Here is a 21321-nt window from a genome sequence, read left to right on the forward strand (position 1 = left end):
CAAAATGACGGGTGCCTCATGCACCTCACATCTTCGCCACCGTTATTGCGCCTCAGCGTTAACAAGCGGTCGCCCGGGTTCAGGGGAAATTCCTAAAATTTCAGTTGTTTCCTCTACTTTTGGGCGGGAAGTTTGGACAGTTGCACCGCGAGAATACCCGCCGCAATCACAGCGACGCCAACCATGTCAAGCGGCCGCAAAGCTTCGCCGATGACGACCGCCGCAATCGCTACTCCTAGGAAAGGATTGAGAAAATGGAAGGTCGCAGCGCGCACGGCACCAATGCGATTGACCAGCAGAAACCAGACAAATGTGGCCGCAAGACCGGGGACCAGCGTCGTATAGGCGAAGGCAAGGATCAGCTTTGAAGACCACTCAATTTGAAGTGTCTCCAGCCCTAGTGCAAAGGGCCAGAGCACCGCGCTTCCGATCAACATCTGCAAGCCGACGACCATAAGAAAGTTGCCCCCGGTCATCGCCCCGCGCAGTGCCAAAGTGGCCACCGTAAGGGCCACGACCCCAACCACGCACAGCGAAACGCCGTACGGATCGAACCCACCGCCAAACCGGGCGCCCATGATCAGCGCGACGCCTGCGACGCCCGCCACCAGACCAAGCAGGCTGAGCGGGCGCAGCTTGTCCCCCAGAAACAGCCAGCCGGTCAAGGCAACCAGCAACGGCATGGTTGAAGCGATGATTGCCGCGAGCGAGGCTTCGACCGTCTGCATGGCGACAAAGTTCAGCCCTAGATACAACGCGTTCTGGCAGATCCCGAAGATGATCGTCGCTTTCCACTGTGCCCGCGTCAGGCGCCAGCTTTGCCGCATCGCTTTGGCGATGATGACCGCCAACAGCCCGGAAATCAGAAAGCGCAGCGCCAGCGCCGACAGCGGCGGCGCTGATGCGACAATGATGCGGGCCGAAGTGAAAGCCGAGGACCACATGACCGCGAAGGCCAGTCCCATGATGAGTGCGCGAAAATCCATGACAAAGCATTAGAACGCAATCTGACCAGAGGAAACCGGTTTTCATCGGATTTTCACTGGCCATTTGTTCAGGCCTGAAACTGCGGATCGGCGCCATACCATCCGTTGCCGCGATAAAGCGCCCTTGCTAGGGTTGCCCAATGCCAACAAGGGGACATTTCCGATGAAGCACAGCATTCTTGGCGCCGTTCTGATCGCCGCGGCCTCTGGCGCCATGGCCGATGTTGACGCCTCCAACCCCGCGCGCCTGTACGATCTTTTGCGCTCAGAAGGTTACGCGGTTGAACTCGGAAACGACTCGCTTGGTGATCCGAAAATCTCAGGCAAATCCGACGGCACAGCTTTTCAGATCTACTTTTACGATTGCACGGATAACGTCGATTGCCGCACCATCCAGTTCCAGGTTGCATTTGATCTGAACCAGGGCATGGAATTTTCCAAAGCCAACAATTGGAACGCTGAAAAGCGTTATGCCGTGGTCTATCTGGATGACGAAATGGACCCTTTTTTGCAGATGGATCTCAACATCGACTACGGTGTCAGCGAAGAGAACTTTCTCGACAACTTCAAAATGTGGACCAAAGTCATGGGCGAATTCGAAGACTTCATAGACTGGTAAGACCGCAGCCCTACAAATGACGAAAAAGCCCCGCCTGACGCGCAGGCGGGGATAGTTGATGCCTTGGATGACACTCACAAGGCACCGGCGGTGTTCGATAATTCCGAAGGGAACGCTTAGTTGGGGCGGTCTTCCATTTCCGAGCGGATCTGCTGACGCAGCACGTCGATCGGCACGGTCTTGCCGTCACGCTTGAAGCACCAGTAGGTCCAACCGTTGCAGCTTGGCGCACCTTCCAGCGCAGCGCCAACCTGATGGATGCTGCCTTTTACGTCATCGCCAATCAGTGTGCCATCAGCGCGGACCTTGACCTTATGGCGGCCATTCATGCTCCACAATTGCTCACCGGGGCGCAGCATGCCGCGCTCGACCAACTGGCCGAAAGGCACGCGCGGCTCTGCACGTTTCGACGTGCTGACCTGCAAGGACGACTTGTCAAAAGGACGAATGTCTGCGATCCGCTTGCTGGCAACCTCGCGATAGGCCGCCTCGCGTTCGATGCCGATCCAGTCGCGGCCCAGCATCTTGGCCACAGCGCCGGTGGTTCCCGTGCCGAAGAAAGGGTCAAGGACAACATCGCCCGGATTCGTGCTGCCCACCAGTACGCGGTGCAGCAGGCTGGTCGGTTTCTGCGTCGGATGCGCCTTGTCGCCATTGGCGTCCTTCAGGCGTTCGCCGCCGTTGCAGATCGGCAGAACCCAGTCGCTGCGCATCTGGATGCCTTCGTTCAGCGATTTCAGCGCCTCGTAATTAAAGGTGTACTTGGCGCCCTCGGATTTGGAGGCCCAGATCATCGTTTCATGTGCATTGGTGAACCGCTTGCCGCGGAAGTTCGGCATCGGATTGGCCTTGCGCCAGACGACATCGTTCAGGATCCAGTAGCCTTCATTCTGAAGCGCTGTACCGACCCGAAAAATGTTGTGATAGGAACCGATTACCCAGATCGCCCCGTCGGGCTTGAGCAATCGGCGTGCCGCCTTCAACCAGTCTTGGGTAAACTTATCATAGACGGCGAAACTTGAAAATTGGTCCCAGTGATCGTCGACCGCATCGACGCGGGAATTATCGGGCCGATGAAGATCGCCTTTCAGCTGAAGATTGTAGGGAGGATCCGCAAAAATCAGGTCCACAGATGCCTCCGGAAGACTGTTCATCACATCGATGCAGTCCCCGTCCAGAATCGTATTGAGTGGGAGCGCATCCACGCTCTTCAGCTTGGTCATCTTTGTCATTCTCTGCCTCTGTCCCGGCGCTTTTTGCGCTCTGTCCTTGGCGTCGAATCTGTAGCTTAGCTGATTCTTGGTCAATTTCTTTTTTAAATCAGTCACTTCCGATTTCATCTTGATACAAGATATTGTGGATCGGTTTAAACGAACGTCTATGGTGTGGGGTCACACCAAGATTTTGGAGGGCAGATTTGTGACACTTCGTCGGATATCCGGCGTTTGTTTCCCAACCATATCCCGGGAACTGTGTCGCGATCTTCTTCATGACATCATCCCGCCACGTTTTCGCCACAATTGAGGCCGCGGCGATGGACGGAGATTTGCCGTCGCCGCGCACAATTGTGGTCGCCGGGCAGGGCAAATAGGGCGGAAGACGGTTGCCGTCGATCAGCAAATGGTCGGGCGGATGCGGCAAGTCAGCGACGGCGCGTCGCATCGCCAGATAGGTCGCCTGCAGAATGTTGATCTCGTCAATCTCTTCAACTGTGGCCGCGCCAATCCCGACAGCCGCCTGTTGCCGGATCAAAAGTGTGATGGCCTTCCGCCGCTTGGCGCTCAGCGTTTTGGAGTCCCGCAGGCCATCTGGAAAAGCATCCGGGTTCAATACCACCGCGGCAGCGACCACCGGGCCAGCCAGAGGCCCCCGGCCAACTTCATCCACCCCCGCGACACGCAGGCCTTTGCGCCACAAGGGCGACTCGAAACTTGTATTCAGCGGCAACATCCCCCTGTGAAACAGCAAAGGCGCGCGACAGGCAAGGGTCAGCCGACGCCACGGGCCACTTCCACCCAGTCCCCTCGGGCGCTGGCCTCGCGCCAGGCGGTATCGGCCCGGTCGCTGAGATCTTTCAGAGTTTCCTTTTCGCCCCGTACGGCGGCCCCCGCCGACAGGGTCACACCAGGCAATTCGTGCACGGTTGCCTGTTTGACCGCAGCACAAACACGTTCGGCAACGTGACGTGACACCACCCGCCCTGCCCCTTTCAGCCAAAGCCCGAACTCCGCGTCACCCACATGCCCAACCAGATCGCCATCGCGCAACTCGGTCCGGATCGCCTGCCCGGCCTGTGCCAACAAGGCATCGGCGAGGGCATTGCCATGCTCGCTCCTGATCCCCTGCATATTGTCGATATGAAGCATAACCAATGTGCCGCGCCCCTGGCGCCTCAACGCCAGTTCAAACCCATTTTGATCCAGAACGCCGGTCAGGGGATTCAAATGCCCTTTAGAAAAGCGAGGGTCCACTCGCGCGCCCATCGCCCGCGCAATCGCGTTCGACGTCATCATCATCTGCCCAAGGTAGTCGCGATACTCTTCGGGCAGCGGCGTGAATTCGCGCCGTTTCTCCATCCCGGACAGGGCTTTGCCCATATGCGACAACGGCTCCAGAAGCGCGATCAAGCTGGGGATCACCAAGGCCGTCGCCATACCAGAACTGATTAGAAACAGCACATAGCTGGGCTGCGCAAGCGACCGCAGTCCGCCTTCAGCGAACAAATAGACGCCCACAAGCAGCGGCGGCAAAGCCATGCCGCAGAGCGCCACAAATACAAGTTTTGCCGCGAATGACGTCGGAAAGACGAAATCCAGCGCCCGGTAGAGCCACATCGGACAAACCCCTTTCTGTCCAATACCCAGCAAATCACTTGGTGCCTTAAAGATCGGTGAACCCAGGCAGAACAGTCAGTCAGGATTTTAGGCAAATCGGCAAAGACACAAAAAGGGCGCCCCAGATGGGACGCCCTCATTATTTTCTGCGGTGGGAAGCAGGCACAAGACCTGCCACCAGTTAGACACGTTTCGCTAAGCGAAACCGTCTTACATCATGCCGCCCATGCCGCCCATGTCGGGCATGCCGCCGCCGGCACCGCCGTCCTTGGACGGCTTGTCGGCGACCATGGCTTCGGTGGTGATCAGCAGACCAGCAACCGAGGCCGCGTCTTCCAGAGCGGTACGCACAACCTTGGCCGGGTCGATCACGCCAAACTTGAACATGTCACCATATTCGTCGGTCTGAGCGTTGTAGCCAAACTTGGGATCGTCGCTTTCGCGGACTTTGCCCGCCACAACCGAACCGTCAACGCCTGCGTTTTCGGCGATCTGGCGCATCGGAGCTTCCAGCGCGCGGCGCACGATGGCGATACCGGCGTTCTGGTCGCTGTTTGCACCGGTCAGGCCGTCAAGCGCCTTGGCACCCTGAACCAGAGCAGTACCACCGCCAACGACGATGCCTTCCTGCACGGCTGCGCGGGTTGCGTTCAGGGCGTCGTCAACGCGGTCCTTACGCTCTTTGACTTCGATTTCGGTCATGCCACCGACGCGGATAACGGCAACACCGCCTGCCAGTTTGGCAACGCGCTCTTGCAGCTTTTCACGGTCGTAGTCGCTGGTGGTCTCTTCGATCTGGGTGCGGATCTGGGCAACACGTGCCTGGATCTCGGCCTTCTCGCCGTGACCATCAACGATGGTGGTCTCGTCTTTGGTAATGTTGACGGTCTTGGCGGTGCCCAGCATGTCCATGGTCACGGACTCGAGCTTCATGCCCAGATCTTCGGAAATCACCTGACCGCCGGTCAGGATTGCGATGTCCTGCAGCATGGCCTTACGACGATCGCCAAAGCCCGGTGCCTTGACGGCAGCAATTTTCAGGCCGCCGCGCAGCTTGTTGACAACGAGGGTCGCCAGCGCTTCGCCTTCGACGTCTTCCGCGATGATCAGCAGCGGCTTTTGCGACTGGATCACCTGCTCGAGCAGCGGAACCATCGGCTGAAGCGACGACAGTTTCTTTTCGTGCAGCAGGATCATGCAGTCATCCAGCTCGGCAACCATCTTGTCGGGATTGGTCACGAAGTAGGGCGACAGGTAGCCGCGGTCGAACTGCATACCTTCGACGACATCGGTCTCGGTCTCGAGGCCTTTGTTCTCTTCGACGGTGATCACACCCTCGTTGCCGACTTTCTGCATGGCGTCAGCAATCTGACGGCCAATCTCGGATTCGCCGTTGGCGGAGATGGTGCCAACCTGAGCGACTTCTTCGCTGTCCGAAACCGGGCGTGCCGCGTCTTTGATCGCCTGAACGACTTTGGAGGTGGCCAGATCGATGCCACGCTTGAGGTCCATCGGGTTCAGACCCGCTGCAACCTGCTTGAGGCCTTCCTTGACGATGGCTTGCGCCAGAACCGTCGCGGTGGTGGTGCCGTCGCCAGCTTCGTCGTTGGTGCGGGAAGCGACTTCCTTCACCATCTGGGCGCCCATGTTCTCGAACTTGTCTTCCAGCTCGATCTCTTTGGCAACCGAGACACCGTCCTTGGTGATGCGCGGCGCGCCAAAGGACTTGTCCAGAATGACGTTACGGCCTTTGGGGCCGAGGGTTACCTTCACCGCATCGGCGAGGATGTTAACGCCGCGCAGCATTTTGTTGCGGGCATCGGTATCGAATTTGACGTCCTTTGCAGACATATCGATCTCTCCTGAGAATTAGTTGGATAGGGAAAGCAAACAGCGGGATTAACCCGCTTTCCTTCAGGCGATAATGCCGAGGATGTCGCTCTCTTTCATGATCAGCAGCTCTTCGCCGTCGACGGTCACTTCGGTACCGGACCACTTGCCGAAGAGAACTTTGTCGCCAGCCGAAACAGCCATTGCGATCAGCTCACCGCTGTCCTTGCGTGCGCCTTCACCGCAGGCCACGATCTCGCCCTCGGCGGGCTTTTCCTTGGCGCTTTCGGGGATGATCAGACCACCCTTGGTCTTTTCGTCGCTCTCGGTACGGCGAACCAGCACGCGGTCATGAAGCGGTTTAAATGCCATCTTCGAGTCTCCTTGCTCAAAGTTAAGTCCCAAAGCCTCTCGTTGCCCAAGAGGCGTTAGCACTCATCTAGGTCGAGTGCTAACGACGCATAGCTAGGCACCGGGAAGGAGTGAGTCAACAGCTCAATTTGGAAAAATTTTGATCGCTCCGATTGCGGGACCGGGGGCACACCTATCCAGCCGCGCCGCTTTTGCCTGCATGTCGCCGATTACCCTTATAGGAACGGGCGTTTTGCTCAAAAATCGTTTCGTGCACGGCCTTACGCGCACGTATTTTCCCGCCAGCTGCCTTCCGGCTTGACGGCTGCCCGGCAATCGCCCAAGCCTAACTGCACAAACCGGAAATCCGACATGCCCCTGCAGACCACTACGCCGATTGAAACGGCGCCCTCCCCCGCGAGCCCCAATAATCTGCGCGGGATCATCCTGATGAGCCTTGGGTTTTTCTTCTTTGCGGCCGGCGACGTGCAGTCAAAGATGCTGACCGAAAGCTTTCACCCCCTTCAGATCGTCTTTCTGCGGATGTCCGGGCTGTTCCTTGGAGTCATGGTGCTGCTCGCGCTGCGCGGTGGACATGTTCTGCGCACGCCGAACCCCAAGTTGCAGATCGCGCGCGGCGTCGCCGCCGTCGGCTCGGCCGCGTGTTTTATCTTTGCGCTGAGTCATGTGCCGCTGGCCGATGCGGTCGCTGTGACCTTTGTGGCCCCCTTCATCGTCACGCTGCTGGGCGCTTTGCTGCTGCGCGAACCTGTTGGGGTGCGGCGCTGGATTGCCGTCGCCATCGGTTTTGTCGGGATGCTTATCGTGATCCGCCCCGGCATGGGCGTCTTTCATCCCGCGATCCTTTTGGTGGTGATTGCGGCCAGTCTTTTCGCCACGCGGCAAATCCTGTCTCGCTGGCTGAGCGGCACCGACGACGCCTTGACAACGGTGGCCTATACTTCGATCACCGCGACAGTGGTGATCTCGTTTGCCCAGCCCTTTGTCTGGCAGTCGCCAGAGGGTTGGCAGACCTGGGCCCTGATCTTTGGTCTGGCCGGGACAGCAGCCATTGGCGAAATCCTTGTGATCCGTGCCCTGGACATCGCGCAGGCGGTGGTTCTGGCGCCCTTGCACTATTCGATGATCCTTTGGGGCACCTTCTACGGCTATGTGGTGTTCGCCGATTTACCGGACCGCTGGACCCTTTTGGGCTGCGCGATCATCGTCGCCTCGGGGCTATATACGCTGCACCGCGAACGGCTGGCAAAAAAGTCAGCCAAGTCCTGAATCTCAGAACATCCCGTTGTCATTGGCCGACTCCTTGGGCAGCTGCTGAAGCACATCCCAATGCTCGACGATCTTGCCGTTCTCATCCAGCCGAAAGATGTCAATTCCGGCGTATTCCAAACCCTCGGGCCAGATCTGGTGGCAGTGCAGAACGACCTTGTCTCCTTCGGCAATCACCCGTTTGAAGATGACGGACTTGCCGGGATAATCGCGGGCCATACGCTCGAAATAGTCGATGAAGCCATCCTTGCCGCTGACCACATGCGGGTTGTGCTGGATGTAGACCTCGCCGACATAACGCTCGATCGCCTCGCGCGGGGCGCATCGGTTGAACATCAGGTCGTAGAAGGCGGTGACGTTGCTCTTGTTGCGATCAAGATTGGTCATGTATCGTCCTTTTCCGCGCTGTCTTCGCCCCAACTGTAGGCCCAATGCGCCAGCCCGTCGCGGCCCGTGCGCGTCAGGGCATAGACACCCTTTTCGACCTTTTCGAACCAGCCATAGTGGTTGTCTCGCATGATCGTCGTGGCCTTTGGCACCTGCGCTGCCTTGGCCACGATCGAGCCCTTTTCCGGCCCGCTGTTGGCCAGATAGGCCGCGCAGGCCAGCGCGTCTTGCCGATAGCCGGTGACGATGCCGTGGCGCGTCGCGCCGCCATCGTTGGGATCACCGCGCAGGCGTTCGAATTCGCGCAACAGCCGATCCTGTTTCTTCTTGTTCTTGCGGGGCGCATAGGGGCCGGGATCGCAGTGTACTTCGACGGTGCCATCCTCCCGGACCGTGATAAACCCCAGCGCCAGGCGGCGGCACATTGCCAGATTGTCTTTCAATGCCCGCCGGGCCGACTTGCCCTTGGGTTTTGGCACCGCGACGTAAACCAGATCCGTCACCGAAAGCCGGGCCACGGCCTGATGAAACAGCGACAGCGTGATGCGCAATTTCAACTCGACGATCACCAAGGGTTCATCGCCGCGCCGCGCCATCACGTCGGCAGCGCCCACCTCGCCCTTGACCTCATAGCCCTGAGCTTCAAGGTAGGTCTTGAGCGGTGCATAAAGATCGCTTTCCCGCCGCATGTTCGCCAGCATTCCCCGTGATACTGCGCCACAATGCCCAAACTGACCCGAAAGGCCAAGATGCTCCGACTGATTGCCCCACTCTTCGCCCTGCTGGCTTTCGCCGCGCCGCTGCATGCCGCCTGTCAGGGGCAGGACCTGCGCCCAACGTTGTCACCGGATCAACGCGCCGAACTGGCGGACATGCTGGACACGCGCCCCTTCACGACCGGCAACCACTGGACCGCCGAGAAAGACGGCGAAGTGTTGCATCTGATCGGCACCGTGCATCTCGATGACCCGCGTCTGGCGGGGCCGATCGCCCGGCTGATCCCGGTTGTCGAAAGCGCATCCATGGTCCTGCTCGAGATGACCGCGAAGGAACGCAATCAGCTGACCTCCTCAATGGCAACGGATCCGGGGCTGATTGTTCTGAAGGACACCACCCTGCCCGAACTGATGTCCGAGGATGATTGGCAGCTTTTGTCCAAAGCCATGTCCGCCCGCGGGATTCCACCCTTCATGGCCGCCAAGTTCCAGCCCTGGTACATTTCGATGCTGCTTGGAATGCCGCCCTGCCTTGCCCAGGAATTGGCCGAGCAGAACGGCCTTGATGCCCGGATCGAAGCGGCAGCGGACGCGGCCAACATCCCCACCCGTGCGCTGGAACCCTTTGATGTCGCACTGAAGGTCTTTGGTGACACGCCCATCGAAGATCAGATCACGCTGATGCGCTCGGCGCTTGCCGACCCCGAAGGCAGCGCCGATCTGTTTGAAACACTGATGGCCGCTTACGTCGATCAGCATCATGCCGAAAGCTGGCTGGTGACCACGTTGCTCAGCCCGATCGAGGCGAACCAAAGCCCCGAAGACGCCGCGGCCGCCACCGCTGCGTTTGAACACAGCCTGCTGATCAACCGCAACAAAAACTGGATACCGGTGCTGGAACAAGCCCTGTCCGAAACCGAAGGCCCGGTGGTTGCCGGCTTTGGCGCGGCGCATCTTTCGGGCGAGTTTGGCGTGCTGAACCTGCTCGCAAAGAAGGGCTACCACATGACGCGGCAGCCCTTCTGAAGCGGATCAGGCCGCGAGGCCGCGGCCTTTCAGCAGCGCCTCGACTCCGGGCATCTTGCCCCGGAACTGCATGTAAAGGTCAGCGGCCTCTTCTGATCCACCTTTGGACAGAATGAAATTTTCCAGCCGCTTGGCCATCTCGGGATCGAACGCGCCACCCGCCTCTTCGAAGGCGGCAAAGGCGTCGGCGTCCATGACCTCGGACCACATATAGCTGTAGTAACCGCTCGAATAGCCGTCCCCGGCAAAGACATGGGCGAAATGCGGCGTCGCATGGCGCATGGTGATCGCGCGCGGCATACCAATGCCCTCCAGCACTTCGGCCTGTTTCTGCATCGGGTCCGCCGGAGGCGCGCCAAGGTGAAACTCCAGATCCACAAGCGCCGAGGCGACATATTCCACCGTCTGGAACCCCATATCGAAGGTCGCGGCCTTAAGAACCTTGTCCAGCAGCGCCTGCGGCATCGCCTCTCCGGTTTCGGCATGGGTGGCAAATTCCGAAAGAACCTCGGGCACCTCCAGCCAATGCTCGTACAGCTGGCTGGGCAATTCGACGAAATCGCGCGCCACAGAGGTGCCAGAGACCGAGCCGAATTCCACATCCGACAGCATCTGGTGCAGCGCATGGCCGAACTCGTGGAACAGCGTGCGTGCGTCGTCATAAGACAGCAGCGCCGGATGACCGGCGGACGGTTTGGCAAAATTGCACACGTTCACCACGACCGGCGTTTCGACCCGGGGCCGCCGCGCCTGCGACCGGAACGCCGAGCACCATGCGCCCGACCGTTTGGAACTGCGGGCAAAATAGTCACCGACAAAAACGGCCACGTGCTCGCCCCCGCGCGTGACCTCCCATGCCCGGCAATCGGCGTGGTACAGCGGGACATCCAGCGGCGCGAACTCCAGCCCGAACAGCCGACCGGCACAGGAAAATGCTGCCTCGATCATGCGGTCCAGCTGAAGATACGGCTTCAACTCGGCCTCATCGAGGTCATGCATCGCCTTGCGCCGCCTTTCTGCGTAATAGCGCCAATCCCAAGGCTCAAGCGGCCCGGTCTGACCGTCGGCTTTCAGCATCTCTTCCATCTCGGCGGCATCGCTTTCAGCGGCCGCCTTGGCAGGGCCCCAAACGTCCATCAGCAGCCCGCGCACCTTGTCCGGCGTACCAGCCATCTCGGTCTCAAGCTTGTAAGCCGCGAAATCGGGATAACCCAAAAGCTGCGCCCGCTCGGCCCGCAGGCCAAGGATTTCGGCGGCAATACCGCGATTGTCTGTCTCGCCGCCATTGGCACCGCGCTGAGTCCATGCGCGCCATGCCTTTTCGCGCAGCACCCGGCGCGGCGAGAATTGCAGGAATGGCACGATCAGTGACCGCGACAGCGTAACCACCGGTCCCGACTTGCCAGCCGCTTCACCGGCTGAGCAGGCGGTGTCGACCACGAAGTCCGGCAGCCCTTCAAGATCGTCCTCATCCAGTTTCATCAACCAATCGGATTCGTCCTTGAGCAGGTTTTGCGTGAACTCTGTCCCCAAGACTGCCAACCGCGACTTGACCACTTTCATCCGCTCTGCCGCGTCGCCTTGCAACGCCGCGCCCGCCCGGACAAAGCCACGGTGGGTCAGCATCAGCACCCGCGCTTCTTCGTCAGTCAAGCCCAGATCCTCGCGCCGCTCCCAAAGGTCGCGCACCCGGGCGAACAACGCCTCATTGGCATAGATCGCCGAGGAGTGCGCCGAGAGCTTGGGCGAAAACTCCCGTTGCAAAGCCTGCCGCGCCTCATTGCTGTCAGCGCCGGACACGTTGAAGAAAGTGCCAAGCACCTTGTCCAAAGCTTCGCCCGCCCCTTCCATCGCCTCGATCGTGTTTGCGAAAGTCGGCGCCTCTTCGTTGTTGGCGATTGCTTCGATCTCGGCCAGATGCTCGGCCAGCGCGATTTCCAAAGCGGGCGCGAAATCCTCGTCCGAAATCAGGTCAAAGGGCGCAAGGCCAAAGGGCGTGTCCCAGTCGGCGAGAAGCGGGTTGGTCATTGGGTTCTCCTGTATGTCCTGTGCAAGCTAGGCTTCCGTACGCGGGGCTTCAATCGCCCGCCCCATACTTCTTTTGTCAGACTGTCTCCGCCGTCAGACAGCGGTTAAAAACCCGGCACCGGGCAAACTCCGGTTTTGGACGCGAAATACCCTATTTCGAGGTCGGAAGTGGCGTTACGCGCCGCAGATCGGGCAATCATCGCGCTGCTTCAAGCCGATCTTGCGTGTCTCGCCCCACAGCGCGTCATAAATCAACATCTGCCCGCGCAACACCTGCCCGGCACCTGTGATCTGCTTGACCGCCTCCACCGCCATCATTGAGCCGACCACCCCCGGCAAAGGCCCGAGCACCCCAGCCTCGGCACAAGAGGGCGCAAGCCCCGGTGCCGGCGCTTCGGGGAAAATGCATTGGTAACACGGGCCATCTTGCGCCGGATGAAAGACAGAGACCTGCCCTTCCCATTGGCTAAGGGCGCCGGAGATCAACGGTTTGCCCGCAGCCACGGCAACCCGGTTCACAAGATAGCGCGTTTCGAAGTTGTCGGTCCCGTCCAGCACCAGATCAAAATCGGCCAGAAGGTCGGCCGCGATGTCCTCGGTCAGTTTGCGGTGATAGGGGCGCACGTCGATATAGGGGTTGATCGCCTTCATCGCGGCCTCGGCGGAAAAGACCTTGGGCATTCCGATAGTCGCATCGCGGTGGATCACCTGACGTTGCAGATTGCCGCTGTCGACAAGGTCATCGTCAATCACGCCAATGGTCCCGACACCCGCCGCCGCCAGGTACAGCAGCGCAGGCGAGCCAAGACCCCCGGCCCCGATCACCAGAACGCGCGCTTCCTTCAGCAATTTCTGACCCGGACCACCCAATTCGCGCAGAACGATATGGCGGGCGTAACGTTCCAATTCACCATCCCCGAACAGGCCGGACTTCGGCTTGGCCTCTGCCGCCTCACGCACTTCGGCCCGCGCTTTCAGCCGCCGCACACCGGAGCCGTAGACCAGACCGATCGCAACAAAGCCGCCAAAGATCAGCCAAAGCGCCGCCGACTCGCCCGTTGCCATGCGCAGCGGATGCCCGCCCGGCAGGATCAGGTGCAACAGGACGACGCCAAGATAGAGAATGCCGATCATCACAAGGCGCGCGCGTTTCGGCGCTCCCATCAGATGACCGATCCCCCAAAGCCCGATGGCAAACGCAAGAACCAGAAACATCAGCTTCTCCCGGTCGAGCCAAAGCCGCCCGCCCCACGCGTCGTTTCCGGCAAGGCCTCTACAACCGCAAAACCCGCCCGCAGAACTGGCGCCACAACCATCTGAGCGATGCGATCGCCGTGTGCGATGACAAATGCCTCATCCCCGGCGTTCATCACGATCACCCCCAAAGGTCCGCGATAATCCGCGTCGATTGTTCCCGGCGCATTGGGCAGCGTGATCCCATGCTTCAGCGCCAACCCTGACCGGGGCCGGATCTGCACTTCAAACCCATCCGGGATGGCCAGCCGCATCCCAGTCGGGACGAGCGCCCGCGCTCCCGGCTGCAATACCAGGTCTTTGCGATCCGGCAGGTTGGCCCGCAAATCCGCGCCCGCCGCTCCGGCGGTGGCGTAATCGGGCAACCCAAGGGACTGGTCCGCCCCTTCGTCCCACATGACGGCGATTTCCACTTGGCTCATGCTTCTTCTTTTTCCAAATACTCAAAATTTGCCGCGGGCAGCGGTCGCGAAAACGTCACGGAACACTTTGTCCCAAAGCCTCGGCGATACGCTCTGCCAACCGCCGCGCCACTTCGGACTTGCCCATGCGCGGCCATTCCTCCGCACCGCTGTCCGAGATCAGCACAACCGCGTTCTCGGACCCGCCCATGATCCCGGTCTCGGGGCTGACGTCATTGGCAAGAATCCAGTCACAGCCCTTGCGTTTGCGCTTGGCCGTAGCGTGGGCGACCACATCGTCAGTCTCGGCGGCAAAGCCCACCACAAGTCCTGGGCGCTGCTCTTGCAGCTTGGAAACTTCGGCAAGAATGTCCGGGTTTTCGGCGAATTCCAGCACCGGCAGCGCGCCCTTGTCTTTCTTGATCTTGCTGCGGCTTTCACTGGCCACCCGCCAATCGGCCACGGCGGCCGCAAAGACCCCGGCATCGGCAGGCAAGGCGCTCAGAACCGCCTCGCGCATCTCGCGCGCGGTTTCGACTTCTACGATTTCGACCCCCGTGGGCCGCGCCGCCTCGGCCGGGCCGGTGACGAAAACAACCCGGGCGCCAAGATCCCGCAGCGCCTCGGCAATGGCTGTGCCCTGCGCGCCCGAAGACCGGTTGGCGATATAGCGCACCGGATCAATGGGTTCATGCGTCGGGCCAGAGGTGACCACCACACGCTTGCCGGTCAGCGGCCCGTCGGACAATGCTGTCTGGATCGCGGCGACAATCTCCATCGGCTCCGACATCCGCCCCGGCCCGAACTCTCCGCAGGCCATGTCGCCGCTGTTCGGGCCGACGACCTTCACGCCGTCACCCTGCAGGACCACCAGATTGCGCTGCGTCGCGGAATGTTCCCACATGCGCACGTTCATCGCCGGAACAATCATCACCGGCGTATCCGTCGCCATCAAAAGCGTGGTCGCCAGATCATTGGCATGCCCGCCCGCCATCTTCGCCATCAAGTCCGCGGTGGCAGGCGCCACCACCACCAGATCGGCCACGCGGCTGAGCTGGATATGGCCCATCTCGGCCTCTTTGGTCAGATCGAACAGGTCTTGATGAACCTCTTCGCCCGCCAGTGCAGACAGGCTTAGCGGGGTGACAAATTCCTCGGCAGCGCGGGTCATGACCGGCGTGACCGACGCCCCGCGTTCACGCAGACGGCGGATCAATTCGAGGCATTTGTAGGCGGCAATCCCGCCGCCGACGATCAATAGAATACGTTTGCCCGTCAGCATCGCACGCTCCCAAAAGGCCAAGTCTGCCAAGTGTTAGGGGGTCAGGGGCGGAAACTCAATTGCCGCGCTGCTTTAGAAACGCTTCGCAGGGGTCGTCGCGTTGCACGGGTGGGCTGAATTCAACCAGATCAAATGCACCCGTCGGAGCGCCGCTGCCCTCTTCACCTTGCCCGAGCGCCTTTATTGCCAAGTCAGGCGCTGCCAAAGCCAAGGCCGCAGGTGCCCCCCAATCCTTTCGGGCATGGCCGTTCCCGGTGATCACCACCACCGGGCCGCCGGAATCCAGAAAGGCCTGCAAAGCTGCGCGGGCAAGGGAGGCATCGCGCAAACGCTGGATCGAGACCATGACAGGCAGCATTTCAGCGGGCAAAGCATCGCAATGCGCCGAAAGCTGCATCGCCTCTCGCGCCTCTTGCTGTGCTTCGGGCAAGGGGTCTGTCAGCCCGAATTCGGTGGCCCGGTCGCCAAAAACCTGTGGCAGCCCTTGCCCCATAAGACCGCGCGCCGCCTCGCGCGGGACCGCCGCGCCATAGATCGCGGCATCGGGCGCCGCCAGAAAGATCGGATGATACCAGTCGAAATCCGGCCAGCCTGCGGCCTCCCATTCCAGCGCTTCGCCCAGCGCCTTGGCATCGGGCACAAGATCGGGCGTGACCTTGGCCGCTTGCTCATCGGTCAGCATTTCAAAGACCAAGGCCTTGGGGGCCAGTTGCCCAACAAGATCCGCCTGCCGCGCGTGATGGGCCGGGTTGTCATGCTGTTCACCCAGAAACACCACATCCCCCGACAAATCGGCCCCGGCTGAGACAGCCGAGGCCAGACAAATCATCGCAACGCTCAGAATTTTCATAGAAGGAAGTGTTGCACTTCGCCGGACTGCGTTTCAAGCGACTTGCGCATCTTCGCGAATGCCGCCGCCTCGACCTGACGCACCCGCTCTTTGGACAGGCCCAGTTCGTTCCCCAGACTCTCCAAAGTGCGCGCTTCGTCGCGCAGCTTGCGTTCCCGCACTATAAAGCGTTCGCGATCGCTGAGAGAACTCATCGCTGTCAGCAGCCATTCGCGCAATTGTTCGCGGTCATGGCTATCTTCGACCAGCTCATCGGCCTGTGCGCTGTCGTCTTCGAGCGTGTCGATCCATTCGCGCCCTTCATCCTCGACCGATTGCGTTGCATTCAGCGAAAAGTCGGACCCGGACAACCGCCCTTCCATCATTTCAACATCATGCAGCGGCACGCCGATCTCTTTCGAGATCATCTCACGCATCTGATGGCGGTCCAGGGTCTCACCGGCCGCGCTCGCCTCGCGCTCTAGTTGGGCTTGAACCCGGCGCATGTTGAAAAAAAGCGATTTCTGGGAGGAGGTCGAGCCGGTGCGCACCATCGACCAGTTGCGCATCACATAGTCCTGAATGCTCGCCTTGATCCACCAAACCGCATAGGTCGAAAAGCGCACTCCGCGGTCAGGATCAAACTTGTCCGCCGCTTTCATCAGACCCAGCCCGGCTTCTTGGATGAGATCATTCATCGGGGCGCCGTACCGCCGAAACTTGGACGCCATCGAAATCGCAAGCCGCATGTAGGCGGTGATCAACCGGTGCAAAGCCTGCTCATCACGCTGATCGCGCCACGCGTAGGCCAGCTGTCGTTCGGTTTCGGCATCCAGCAACTCGGCCTTCATGGCCTTGCGGGACAGCGTCTGGTCGTTGAATCCATCAAGTGCCATCTTCGCTCCCTTTGGTCTTCGCCCGTTGGCTTTATTGTTTCTACCTAGCGATACGAGCGGTGATCTCCCTCGGATCACTTTAACTTTTAAAAGTGCATCAAGAAGTCATTTTTAAGTGATATCAAATCTGGTGATATCCCTGCTCTCAAAGATGAATTTCTCTTCGCCAGTCAATGCGATACCTTGTTCAACGCATTACGAGGGAAACCGTTCCATGAGTTACGAACTTTTTGTTGGCGATTACTCCTATTCCAGCTGGTCATTGCGCGGCTGGCTATTGTTTCGCAGGTTCGGGATCGAGGCCACAATCCGGCATGTCGACTTCATGGCGCAGGGGGTGGCCGAGCAAATGGCAACCCACGCGCCAGCCAAGACTGTTCCGACCCTCATCGCCGATGGAACCGTGATCTGGGACAGCCTCGCTATGGCCGAGGAACTGGCCACCCGCCACCCCAAAGCTGGTATCTGGCCGGTTGATCCGGCGTTGCGGGCCATGGCCCGCAGCCTAGCGGCCGAAATGCATTCGGGCTTTGGCGCGCTGCGGTCCGAATGCCCGATGAACTTGCGCGCCGCATATTCGGATTTCCAGCCATCCGCGGAAACCATTGCCGACATCGCGCGTATCGAAACAATCTGGACCTTCGCGTTGGAAAAATCTGGCGGTCCATGGCTGTGCAATGCGTACAGCGCCGCCGATGCCGCCTTTGCCCCGGTGGCGGCGCGGATTGCCGGATATGGCATCAAAGTCTCTCCGCTGGCGCAGGCTTATGTCGACCGCCACCTTGCCGACCCGGCCTTCCGCCGCTGGCGCGCAATGGGCTTTGCCAAAGGGGCGGAGCTGCCTTGGTATGCCCGCGATTACACTCAGAAACCTTGGCCCGGTCCGGTGCCTCTGCCCGCGCAGCCCGTCGAGGGCGGCACTCCGGAAAACGACAGCTGTCCCTACTCCGGCGATCCGGTCACGCACCTCATGCAGATCCAGGGACGCACTTTTGGGTTCTGCAATGCCTTCTGCCGGGACAAAACCGTTGCCGATCCCGAAGCCTGGCCTGCCTTCATGGCCCTGCTGACACCCTGAATGTGCTGCGTTGACGCGACCACGGCGGGCGTTGTTACAAAAGCAACGCCCGCATACGCGGTCCAAAACATTGCAAGCGTTAACCATTTCCTAACCACGTTGACCGCAACGTCCCATTTGTTCGGGGTCACAAGGGTTTGGGAATGGTTGCGCACGCCTATACAGTCGCTTTCGAAGGGGTCGAGGCGCGCCCCGTCGAAGTGCAATGCGCTGTCACCCCGGGCCTGCCCGCTTTCTCAATCGTTGGCCTGCCCGACAAGGCGGTGTCCGAAGCGCGCGACCGGGTGCGTACAGCACTGGCCTCGATGGCCATTGCCCTGCCGTCCAAACGGATCACCATCAACCTGTCCCCGGCGGATCTGCCGAAAGAAGGTTCGCACTTTGATCTGCCCATCGCGCTTGGCCTACTGGCCGCGCTCGATGTCATCCCGCGCGATGCCGTCGCGCAAACGGTGGCCTTGGGCGAGCTGTCTCTTGATGGCACTCTGGTGCCGGTGATCGGCGCCCTGCCCGCTGCCATGACCGCCGCACAGGAGGACCGCGCACTGCTTTGCCCCCGCGCTTCGGGCGCCGAGGCGGCATGGGTCGCGGCCTGCAACGTCATCGGCGCCGGCAGCCTGCTTGACGTGGTGCAGCATTTCACCGGCCAGAGTGTAATTGACCCCGCCAAACCAGGCGAGGTCGGCGGCAACGACAGCACGCGCGACCTGCGCGATGTTAAAGGGCAGGAACGCGCCAAGCGGGCGATGGAGATCGCCGCCGCAGGCCGTCATCACATGCTTATGGTCGGCACGCCCGGATCGGGCAAGTCCATGCTGGCCAAGCGCTTGCCAGGCATTCTGCCGCCGCTGTCGCCGATCGAGGCGTTGGAAACCTCAATGATCCACTCACTTGCCGGTTTGCTGGACGAAGGCGGGATTTCCCGCGCCCGCCCGTTCCGAGAGCCGCATCACACCGCTTCGATGGCAGCGATTGTCGGTGGCGGTCGCTCGGCCAAACCGGGCGAGATCAGCCTTGCCCACAACGGCGTGCTTTTCCTTGATGAATTCCCCGAATTCGCCCGCGCGACGCTGGAAACCCTGCGCCAACCGATCGAAACCGGCGAGGTGATGATTGCGCGCGCCAATGCGCATATCAAATACCCCAGCCGGTTCATGCTGATTGCGGCGGCGAACCCTTGCAAATGCGGCTATCTCTCGGACGCCGGACGCGCCTGTTCGCGCGCTCCGATCTGCGGCGAGGATTACCTTGGCCGCATTTCCGGCCCCCTGATGGATCGCTTCGATCTGCGCGTCGAAGTGCCCCCCGTCGCATTTTCCGATCTTGAACTTCCGCCATCCGGTGACAACTCCGCAACTGTCGCCGCCCGGGTCGCCGCGGCGCGCGAAAGGCAAAGCGCGCGGTTCAAGGGGGTCCCCGGCATGCGCACAAACGCCGACGCCGAAGGTCAACCTCTCGAGGAAATTGCCGCGCTGGACGGTGAAACGCGGGATTTGATGAACAAGGCTGCCGAACGTTTCGGGCTTTCCGCGCGTGGATATCACCGGATCTTGCGCGTCTCGCGCACGATTGCCGATCTGGACGCCTCCGCAGACATTCGCCGCCCCCATCTGGCCGAGGCGCTCAGCTATCGGCTGGTGTCCTCAAAGGAGGCCTGAACAAAGCGCGCCGCGCTGCGCAGGCTGGCGCGCGCCTCGGGGATCCAACCGTCGAAGAGGTGCCAGACGTGCGGCGCGTTGTCTTCGGTCTCGACCTCGACCAAAGCCCCCTCACCCGTCAGCTTTTCCGCCAGGCGCAACGTATCGTCGCGCAAAATCTCGGTCTTGGAACAATGCAGCAGCAGCGGCGGACAGCCGGGATAATTGGCATAAAGCGGCGAGGCCCTTGGATCGCGGCGGTCTTGCCCTTGAAGGTAATACTCCACCAGTTCTTCGATCCGCGCGGCGGGCAACATCGGGTCAGAGGCCTCGTTTTGCATCAGACTGGAGCCGGTCATGGCCAAATCGGTCCAGGGCGAAAGGGCAAAGGCGGCAGCAGGCTGTTCACCGCGCTGGCAAAGATCGGCCAGCAGGGCAAAAGCCAGACCGCCTCCGGCTGAATCTCCGCCAATCACAATATCCTTTGGGCCATAGCCCAGCGCCCTCAGCCGCGCCCAAGCCGCCTGCGCATCTTCAATTGCCGCGGGAAAGGCATTGTCCGGGGCAAGCCTGTAACTGGGCGCACAGACTTCGACCCCTGCAAGGCGCGAAAGCCGCGCCAGCATCTGCTGATGGGTCTTTGGGCTTCCAACGATATAGCCGCCACCATGAAAATAAAGGATGACCTTGCCACGTTGCGCAGGCCCAGCGCCGATCCAATGCAGACCGCCGGGGCGCTCAAGATGGCGCATATATGGGGTCGCGCAAAAAGTCAGTGCCGCGATACGATCAAACTCGCGCCGCGCCGTGGGCACGTCCGGCACCTTTGCAAGCCGCCGTTTGACGGTCAGCCGCAGCTGCATGTTCAGCAGCCGCAGCTGCCAGCTCATGCCAGCTTGGCCTCGATCGCCAGCCAGATCTTTTCTGCCACGTTGATCCCGTCAAAGCGTTCGAGTTCCTGAATGCCGGTCGGCGAGGTCACGTTGATCTCGGTCAGGTAGTTGCCAATCACGTCGATCCCCACGAATATCTGGCCGTGGTCGCGCAGGCTCGGCCCGATGGCGGCGCAAATCTCGCGGTCGCGGGCGCTGAGTTCGATCTTTTCGGGGCGCCCGCCCACATGCATGTTCGACCGCACTTCGCCTTTGGCGGGGACGCGGTTGATTGCGCCCACGGGTTCACCATCGACCAGGATCACGCGTTTGTCGCCCGCGGTGACGTCCGGCAGATATTTCTGCGCGATCAACGGCTCGCGCGAGAACCCGGTAAAGAGTTCATGCAGGGACGACAGGTTCTTGTCGTTGGCATCCAAACGGAAAACACCTGCGCCGCCGTTGCCGTACAAAGGCTTGAGGATGATATCGCCATGGCGTTGCTTGAATTCGCGGATGGTCTGCAAATCACGGGCGATGGTAGTCGGCGGCGTCAATTCGGGAAAGTTCAGGACCAGCAGCTTTTCCGGGAAATTGCGCACCCAGAAAGGATCGTTGACCACCAAGACCTGCCCCTTCAGGCGATCCAGCAGGTGGGTCGACGTGATGTAGTGCATGTCAAATGGCGGATCCTGACGCAGCCAGATCACGTCCATTTCGGCCAGGTCGACCTTGACCTCATCGCTCAGAACCGCAGGCGTCCCGATGACGCGCTGGACCGTCATCCAATGGCCGCGCGCGGTGATCCGCCCCTCTTCATAGGCCAATTGATCGGGATCGTAATAAAACAGATCATGCCCACGCGCCTGCGCCTCTTCGGCGATGCGGAACGAGCTGTCAGCGTTGATATCGACCCCTGTGATCGGGTCCATCTGAAATGCGATTTTCATGGGCACTCCCCGGTTGCCCTACATAGATGGCGCAAGGCGGAGCGAGGTTCAATGC

21 protein-coding genes are annotated in these 21321 nt (G+C 60.6%); 5 read left to right on the forward strand and 16 right to left on the reverse strand.

All coding sequences use genetic code 11. The features are described 5' to 3' along the window. Positions 1-113 precede the first annotated feature (113 nt). A complete protein-coding gene (locus ACOYQJ_RS10800; RefSeq protein ID WP_422906037.1) occupies positions 114-986 on the reverse strand; it encodes a DMT family transporter in 873 nt (290 codons plus the stop codon). 163 nt (positions 987-1149) lie between these two features. Between ACOYQJ_RS10800 and ACOYQJ_RS10805 the strand changes: the two genes are divergently transcribed. Then, complete coding sequence (locus ACOYQJ_RS10805; protein WP_422906038.1) at positions 1150-1605, forward strand: YbjN domain-containing protein; 456 nt, start codon at positions 1150-1152, stop codon at positions 1603-1605. Positions 1606-1721: 116 nt separating this feature from the next. On the opposite strand, the gene ACOYQJ_RS10810 is transcribed toward ACOYQJ_RS10805, so the two are convergent. The 5 genes from ACOYQJ_RS10810 to ACOYQJ_RS10830 all read right to left on the reverse strand — a co-directional run bounded on the left by ACOYQJ_RS10810 (position 1722) and on the right by ACOYQJ_RS10830 (position 6641). After that, on the reverse strand, positions 1722-2837 hold the full coding sequence (locus ACOYQJ_RS10810; RefSeq protein WP_422906039.1) for a site-specific DNA-methyltransferase: 1116 nt from the start codon (positions 2835-2837) through the stop codon (positions 1722-1724). Positions 2838-2925: 88 nt separating this feature from the next. Further along, entirely contained in the window at positions 2926-3555 is a 630-nt protein-coding gene (gene rnhB / locus ACOYQJ_RS10815) for a ribonuclease HII (RefSeq protein WP_422906040.1), read from the reverse strand. A 38-nt stretch (positions 3556-3593) separates the two neighbouring features. Then, complete coding sequence (locus ACOYQJ_RS10820) at positions 3594-4439, reverse strand: diguanylate cyclase domain-containing protein (RefSeq protein WP_422906041.1); 846 nt, start codon at positions 4437-4439, stop codon at positions 3594-3596. Between the two features lie 210 nt (positions 4440-4649). Then, the gene (groL, locus tag ACOYQJ_RS10825; RefSeq protein WP_422906042.1) at positions 4650-6290 is read right to left on the reverse strand and encodes a chaperonin GroEL; all 1641 of its coding nucleotides are present in this window, start codon (positions 6288-6290) and stop codon (positions 4650-4652) included. A 63-nt stretch (positions 6291-6353) separates the two neighbouring features. Next, positions 6354-6641, reverse strand: coding sequence for a co-chaperone GroES (locus tag ACOYQJ_RS10830; protein ID WP_422906043.1), 288 nt, complete (start codon positions 6639-6641; stop codon positions 6354-6356). 351 nt (positions 6642-6992) lie between these two features. On the opposite strand from ACOYQJ_RS10830, the gene ACOYQJ_RS10835 reads away from it, so the two are divergent. After that, on the forward strand, positions 6993-7910 hold the full coding sequence (locus tag ACOYQJ_RS10835; protein WP_422906044.1) for a DMT family transporter: 918 nt from the start codon (positions 6993-6995) through the stop codon (positions 7908-7910). Positions 7911-7913: 3 nt separating this feature from the next. Here ACOYQJ_RS10835 and ACOYQJ_RS10840 read toward each other — a convergent pair whose 3' ends face one another. Then, positions 7914-8297, reverse strand: coding sequence for a nuclear transport factor 2 family protein (locus ACOYQJ_RS10840; protein ID WP_422906045.1), 384 nt, complete (start codon positions 8295-8297; stop codon positions 7914-7916). Next, entirely contained in the window at positions 8294-8986 is a 693-nt protein-coding gene (locus tag ACOYQJ_RS10845) for a DUF2161 domain-containing phosphodiesterase (protein WP_422906277.1), read from the reverse strand. The genes ACOYQJ_RS10840 and ACOYQJ_RS10845 overlap by 4 nt, the downstream gene beginning before the upstream one ends. 33 nt (positions 8987-9019) lie before the next feature. Here ACOYQJ_RS10845 and ACOYQJ_RS10850 point away from each other — a divergent pair, with 33 nt between their 5' ends. Next, positions 9020-10039, forward strand: coding sequence for a TraB/GumN family protein (locus tag ACOYQJ_RS10850; protein WP_422906046.1), 1020 nt, complete (start codon positions 9020-9022; stop codon positions 10037-10039). 6 nt (positions 10040-10045) lie between these two features. Here the strand turns inward: ACOYQJ_RS10850 and ACOYQJ_RS10855 are convergent, their stop codons facing one another. The 6 genes from ACOYQJ_RS10855 to ACOYQJ_RS10880 all read right to left on the reverse strand — a co-directional run bounded on the left by ACOYQJ_RS10855 (position 10046) and on the right by ACOYQJ_RS10880 (position 16729). Next, positions 10046-12067: a M3 family metallopeptidase gene (locus tag ACOYQJ_RS10855; RefSeq protein ID WP_422906047.1), complete on the reverse strand. Its 2022-nt coding sequence runs from the start codon at positions 12065-12067 to the stop codon at positions 10046-10048. Between the two features lie 174 nt (positions 12068-12241). Next, positions 12242-13282 carry a HesA/MoeB/ThiF family protein gene (locus tag ACOYQJ_RS10860; protein ID WP_422906048.1) on the reverse strand — a complete coding sequence of 347 codons (1041 nt, stop codon included), beginning with the start codon at positions 13280-13282 and terminating at the stop codon, positions 12242-12244. Beyond that, entirely contained in the window at positions 13282-13743 is a 462-nt protein-coding gene (gene dut / locus ACOYQJ_RS10865; RefSeq protein WP_422906049.1) for a dUTP diphosphatase, read from the reverse strand. The genes ACOYQJ_RS10860 and dut overlap by 1 nt, the downstream gene beginning before the upstream one ends. 55 nt (positions 13744-13798) lie before the next feature. Next, positions 13799-15004, reverse strand: a complete 1206-nt coding sequence (gene coaBC, locus ACOYQJ_RS10870; RefSeq protein WP_422906050.1) for a bifunctional phosphopantothenoylcysteine decarboxylase/phosphopantothenate--cysteine ligase CoaBC — start codon at positions 15002-15004, stop codon at positions 13799-13801. Positions 15005-15059: 55 nt separating this feature from the next. Further along, a complete protein-coding gene (locus ACOYQJ_RS10875) occupies positions 15060-15854 on the reverse strand; it encodes a ChaN family lipoprotein (RefSeq protein WP_422906051.1) in 795 nt (264 codons plus the stop codon). Further along, positions 15851-16729: an RNA polymerase factor sigma-32 gene (locus ACOYQJ_RS10880; RefSeq protein ID WP_422906052.1), complete on the reverse strand. Its 879-nt coding sequence runs from the start codon at positions 16727-16729 to the stop codon at positions 15851-15853. The genes ACOYQJ_RS10875 and ACOYQJ_RS10880 overlap by 4 nt, the downstream gene beginning before the upstream one ends. Before the next feature lie 214 nt (positions 16730-16943). Between ACOYQJ_RS10880 and ACOYQJ_RS10885 the strand changes: the two genes are divergently transcribed. Next, positions 16944-17807: a glutathione S-transferase N-terminal domain-containing protein gene (locus ACOYQJ_RS10885; protein WP_422906053.1), complete on the forward strand. Its 864-nt coding sequence runs from the start codon at positions 16944-16946 to the stop codon at positions 17805-17807. A gap of 143 nt (positions 17808-17950) precedes the next feature. Continuing rightward, the gene (locus ACOYQJ_RS10890; protein ID WP_422906054.1) at positions 17951-19465 is read left to right on the forward strand and encodes a YifB family Mg chelatase-like AAA ATPase; all 1515 of its coding nucleotides are present in this window, start codon (positions 17951-17953) and stop codon (positions 19463-19465) included. On the opposite strand, the gene ACOYQJ_RS10895 is transcribed toward ACOYQJ_RS10890, so the two are convergent. Next, positions 19435-20334: an alpha/beta hydrolase gene (locus tag ACOYQJ_RS10895; protein ID WP_422906055.1), complete on the reverse strand. Its 900-nt coding sequence runs from the start codon at positions 20332-20334 to the stop codon at positions 19435-19437. The genes ACOYQJ_RS10890 and ACOYQJ_RS10895 overlap by 31 nt on opposite strands. Then, positions 20331-21266, reverse strand: a complete 936-nt coding sequence (gene gshB / locus ACOYQJ_RS10900; RefSeq protein ID WP_422906056.1) for a glutathione synthase — start codon at positions 21264-21266, stop codon at positions 20331-20333. The genes ACOYQJ_RS10895 and gshB overlap by 4 nt, the downstream gene beginning before the upstream one ends. Between the last annotated feature and the right edge of the window lie 55 nt (positions 21267-21321).

The sequence above is a fragment of the Pacificoceanicola algae genome (assembly GCF_049341065.1).
Classification (GTDB): Bacteria; Pseudomonadota; Alphaproteobacteria; order Rhodobacterales; family Rhodobacteraceae; genus Pacificoceanicola.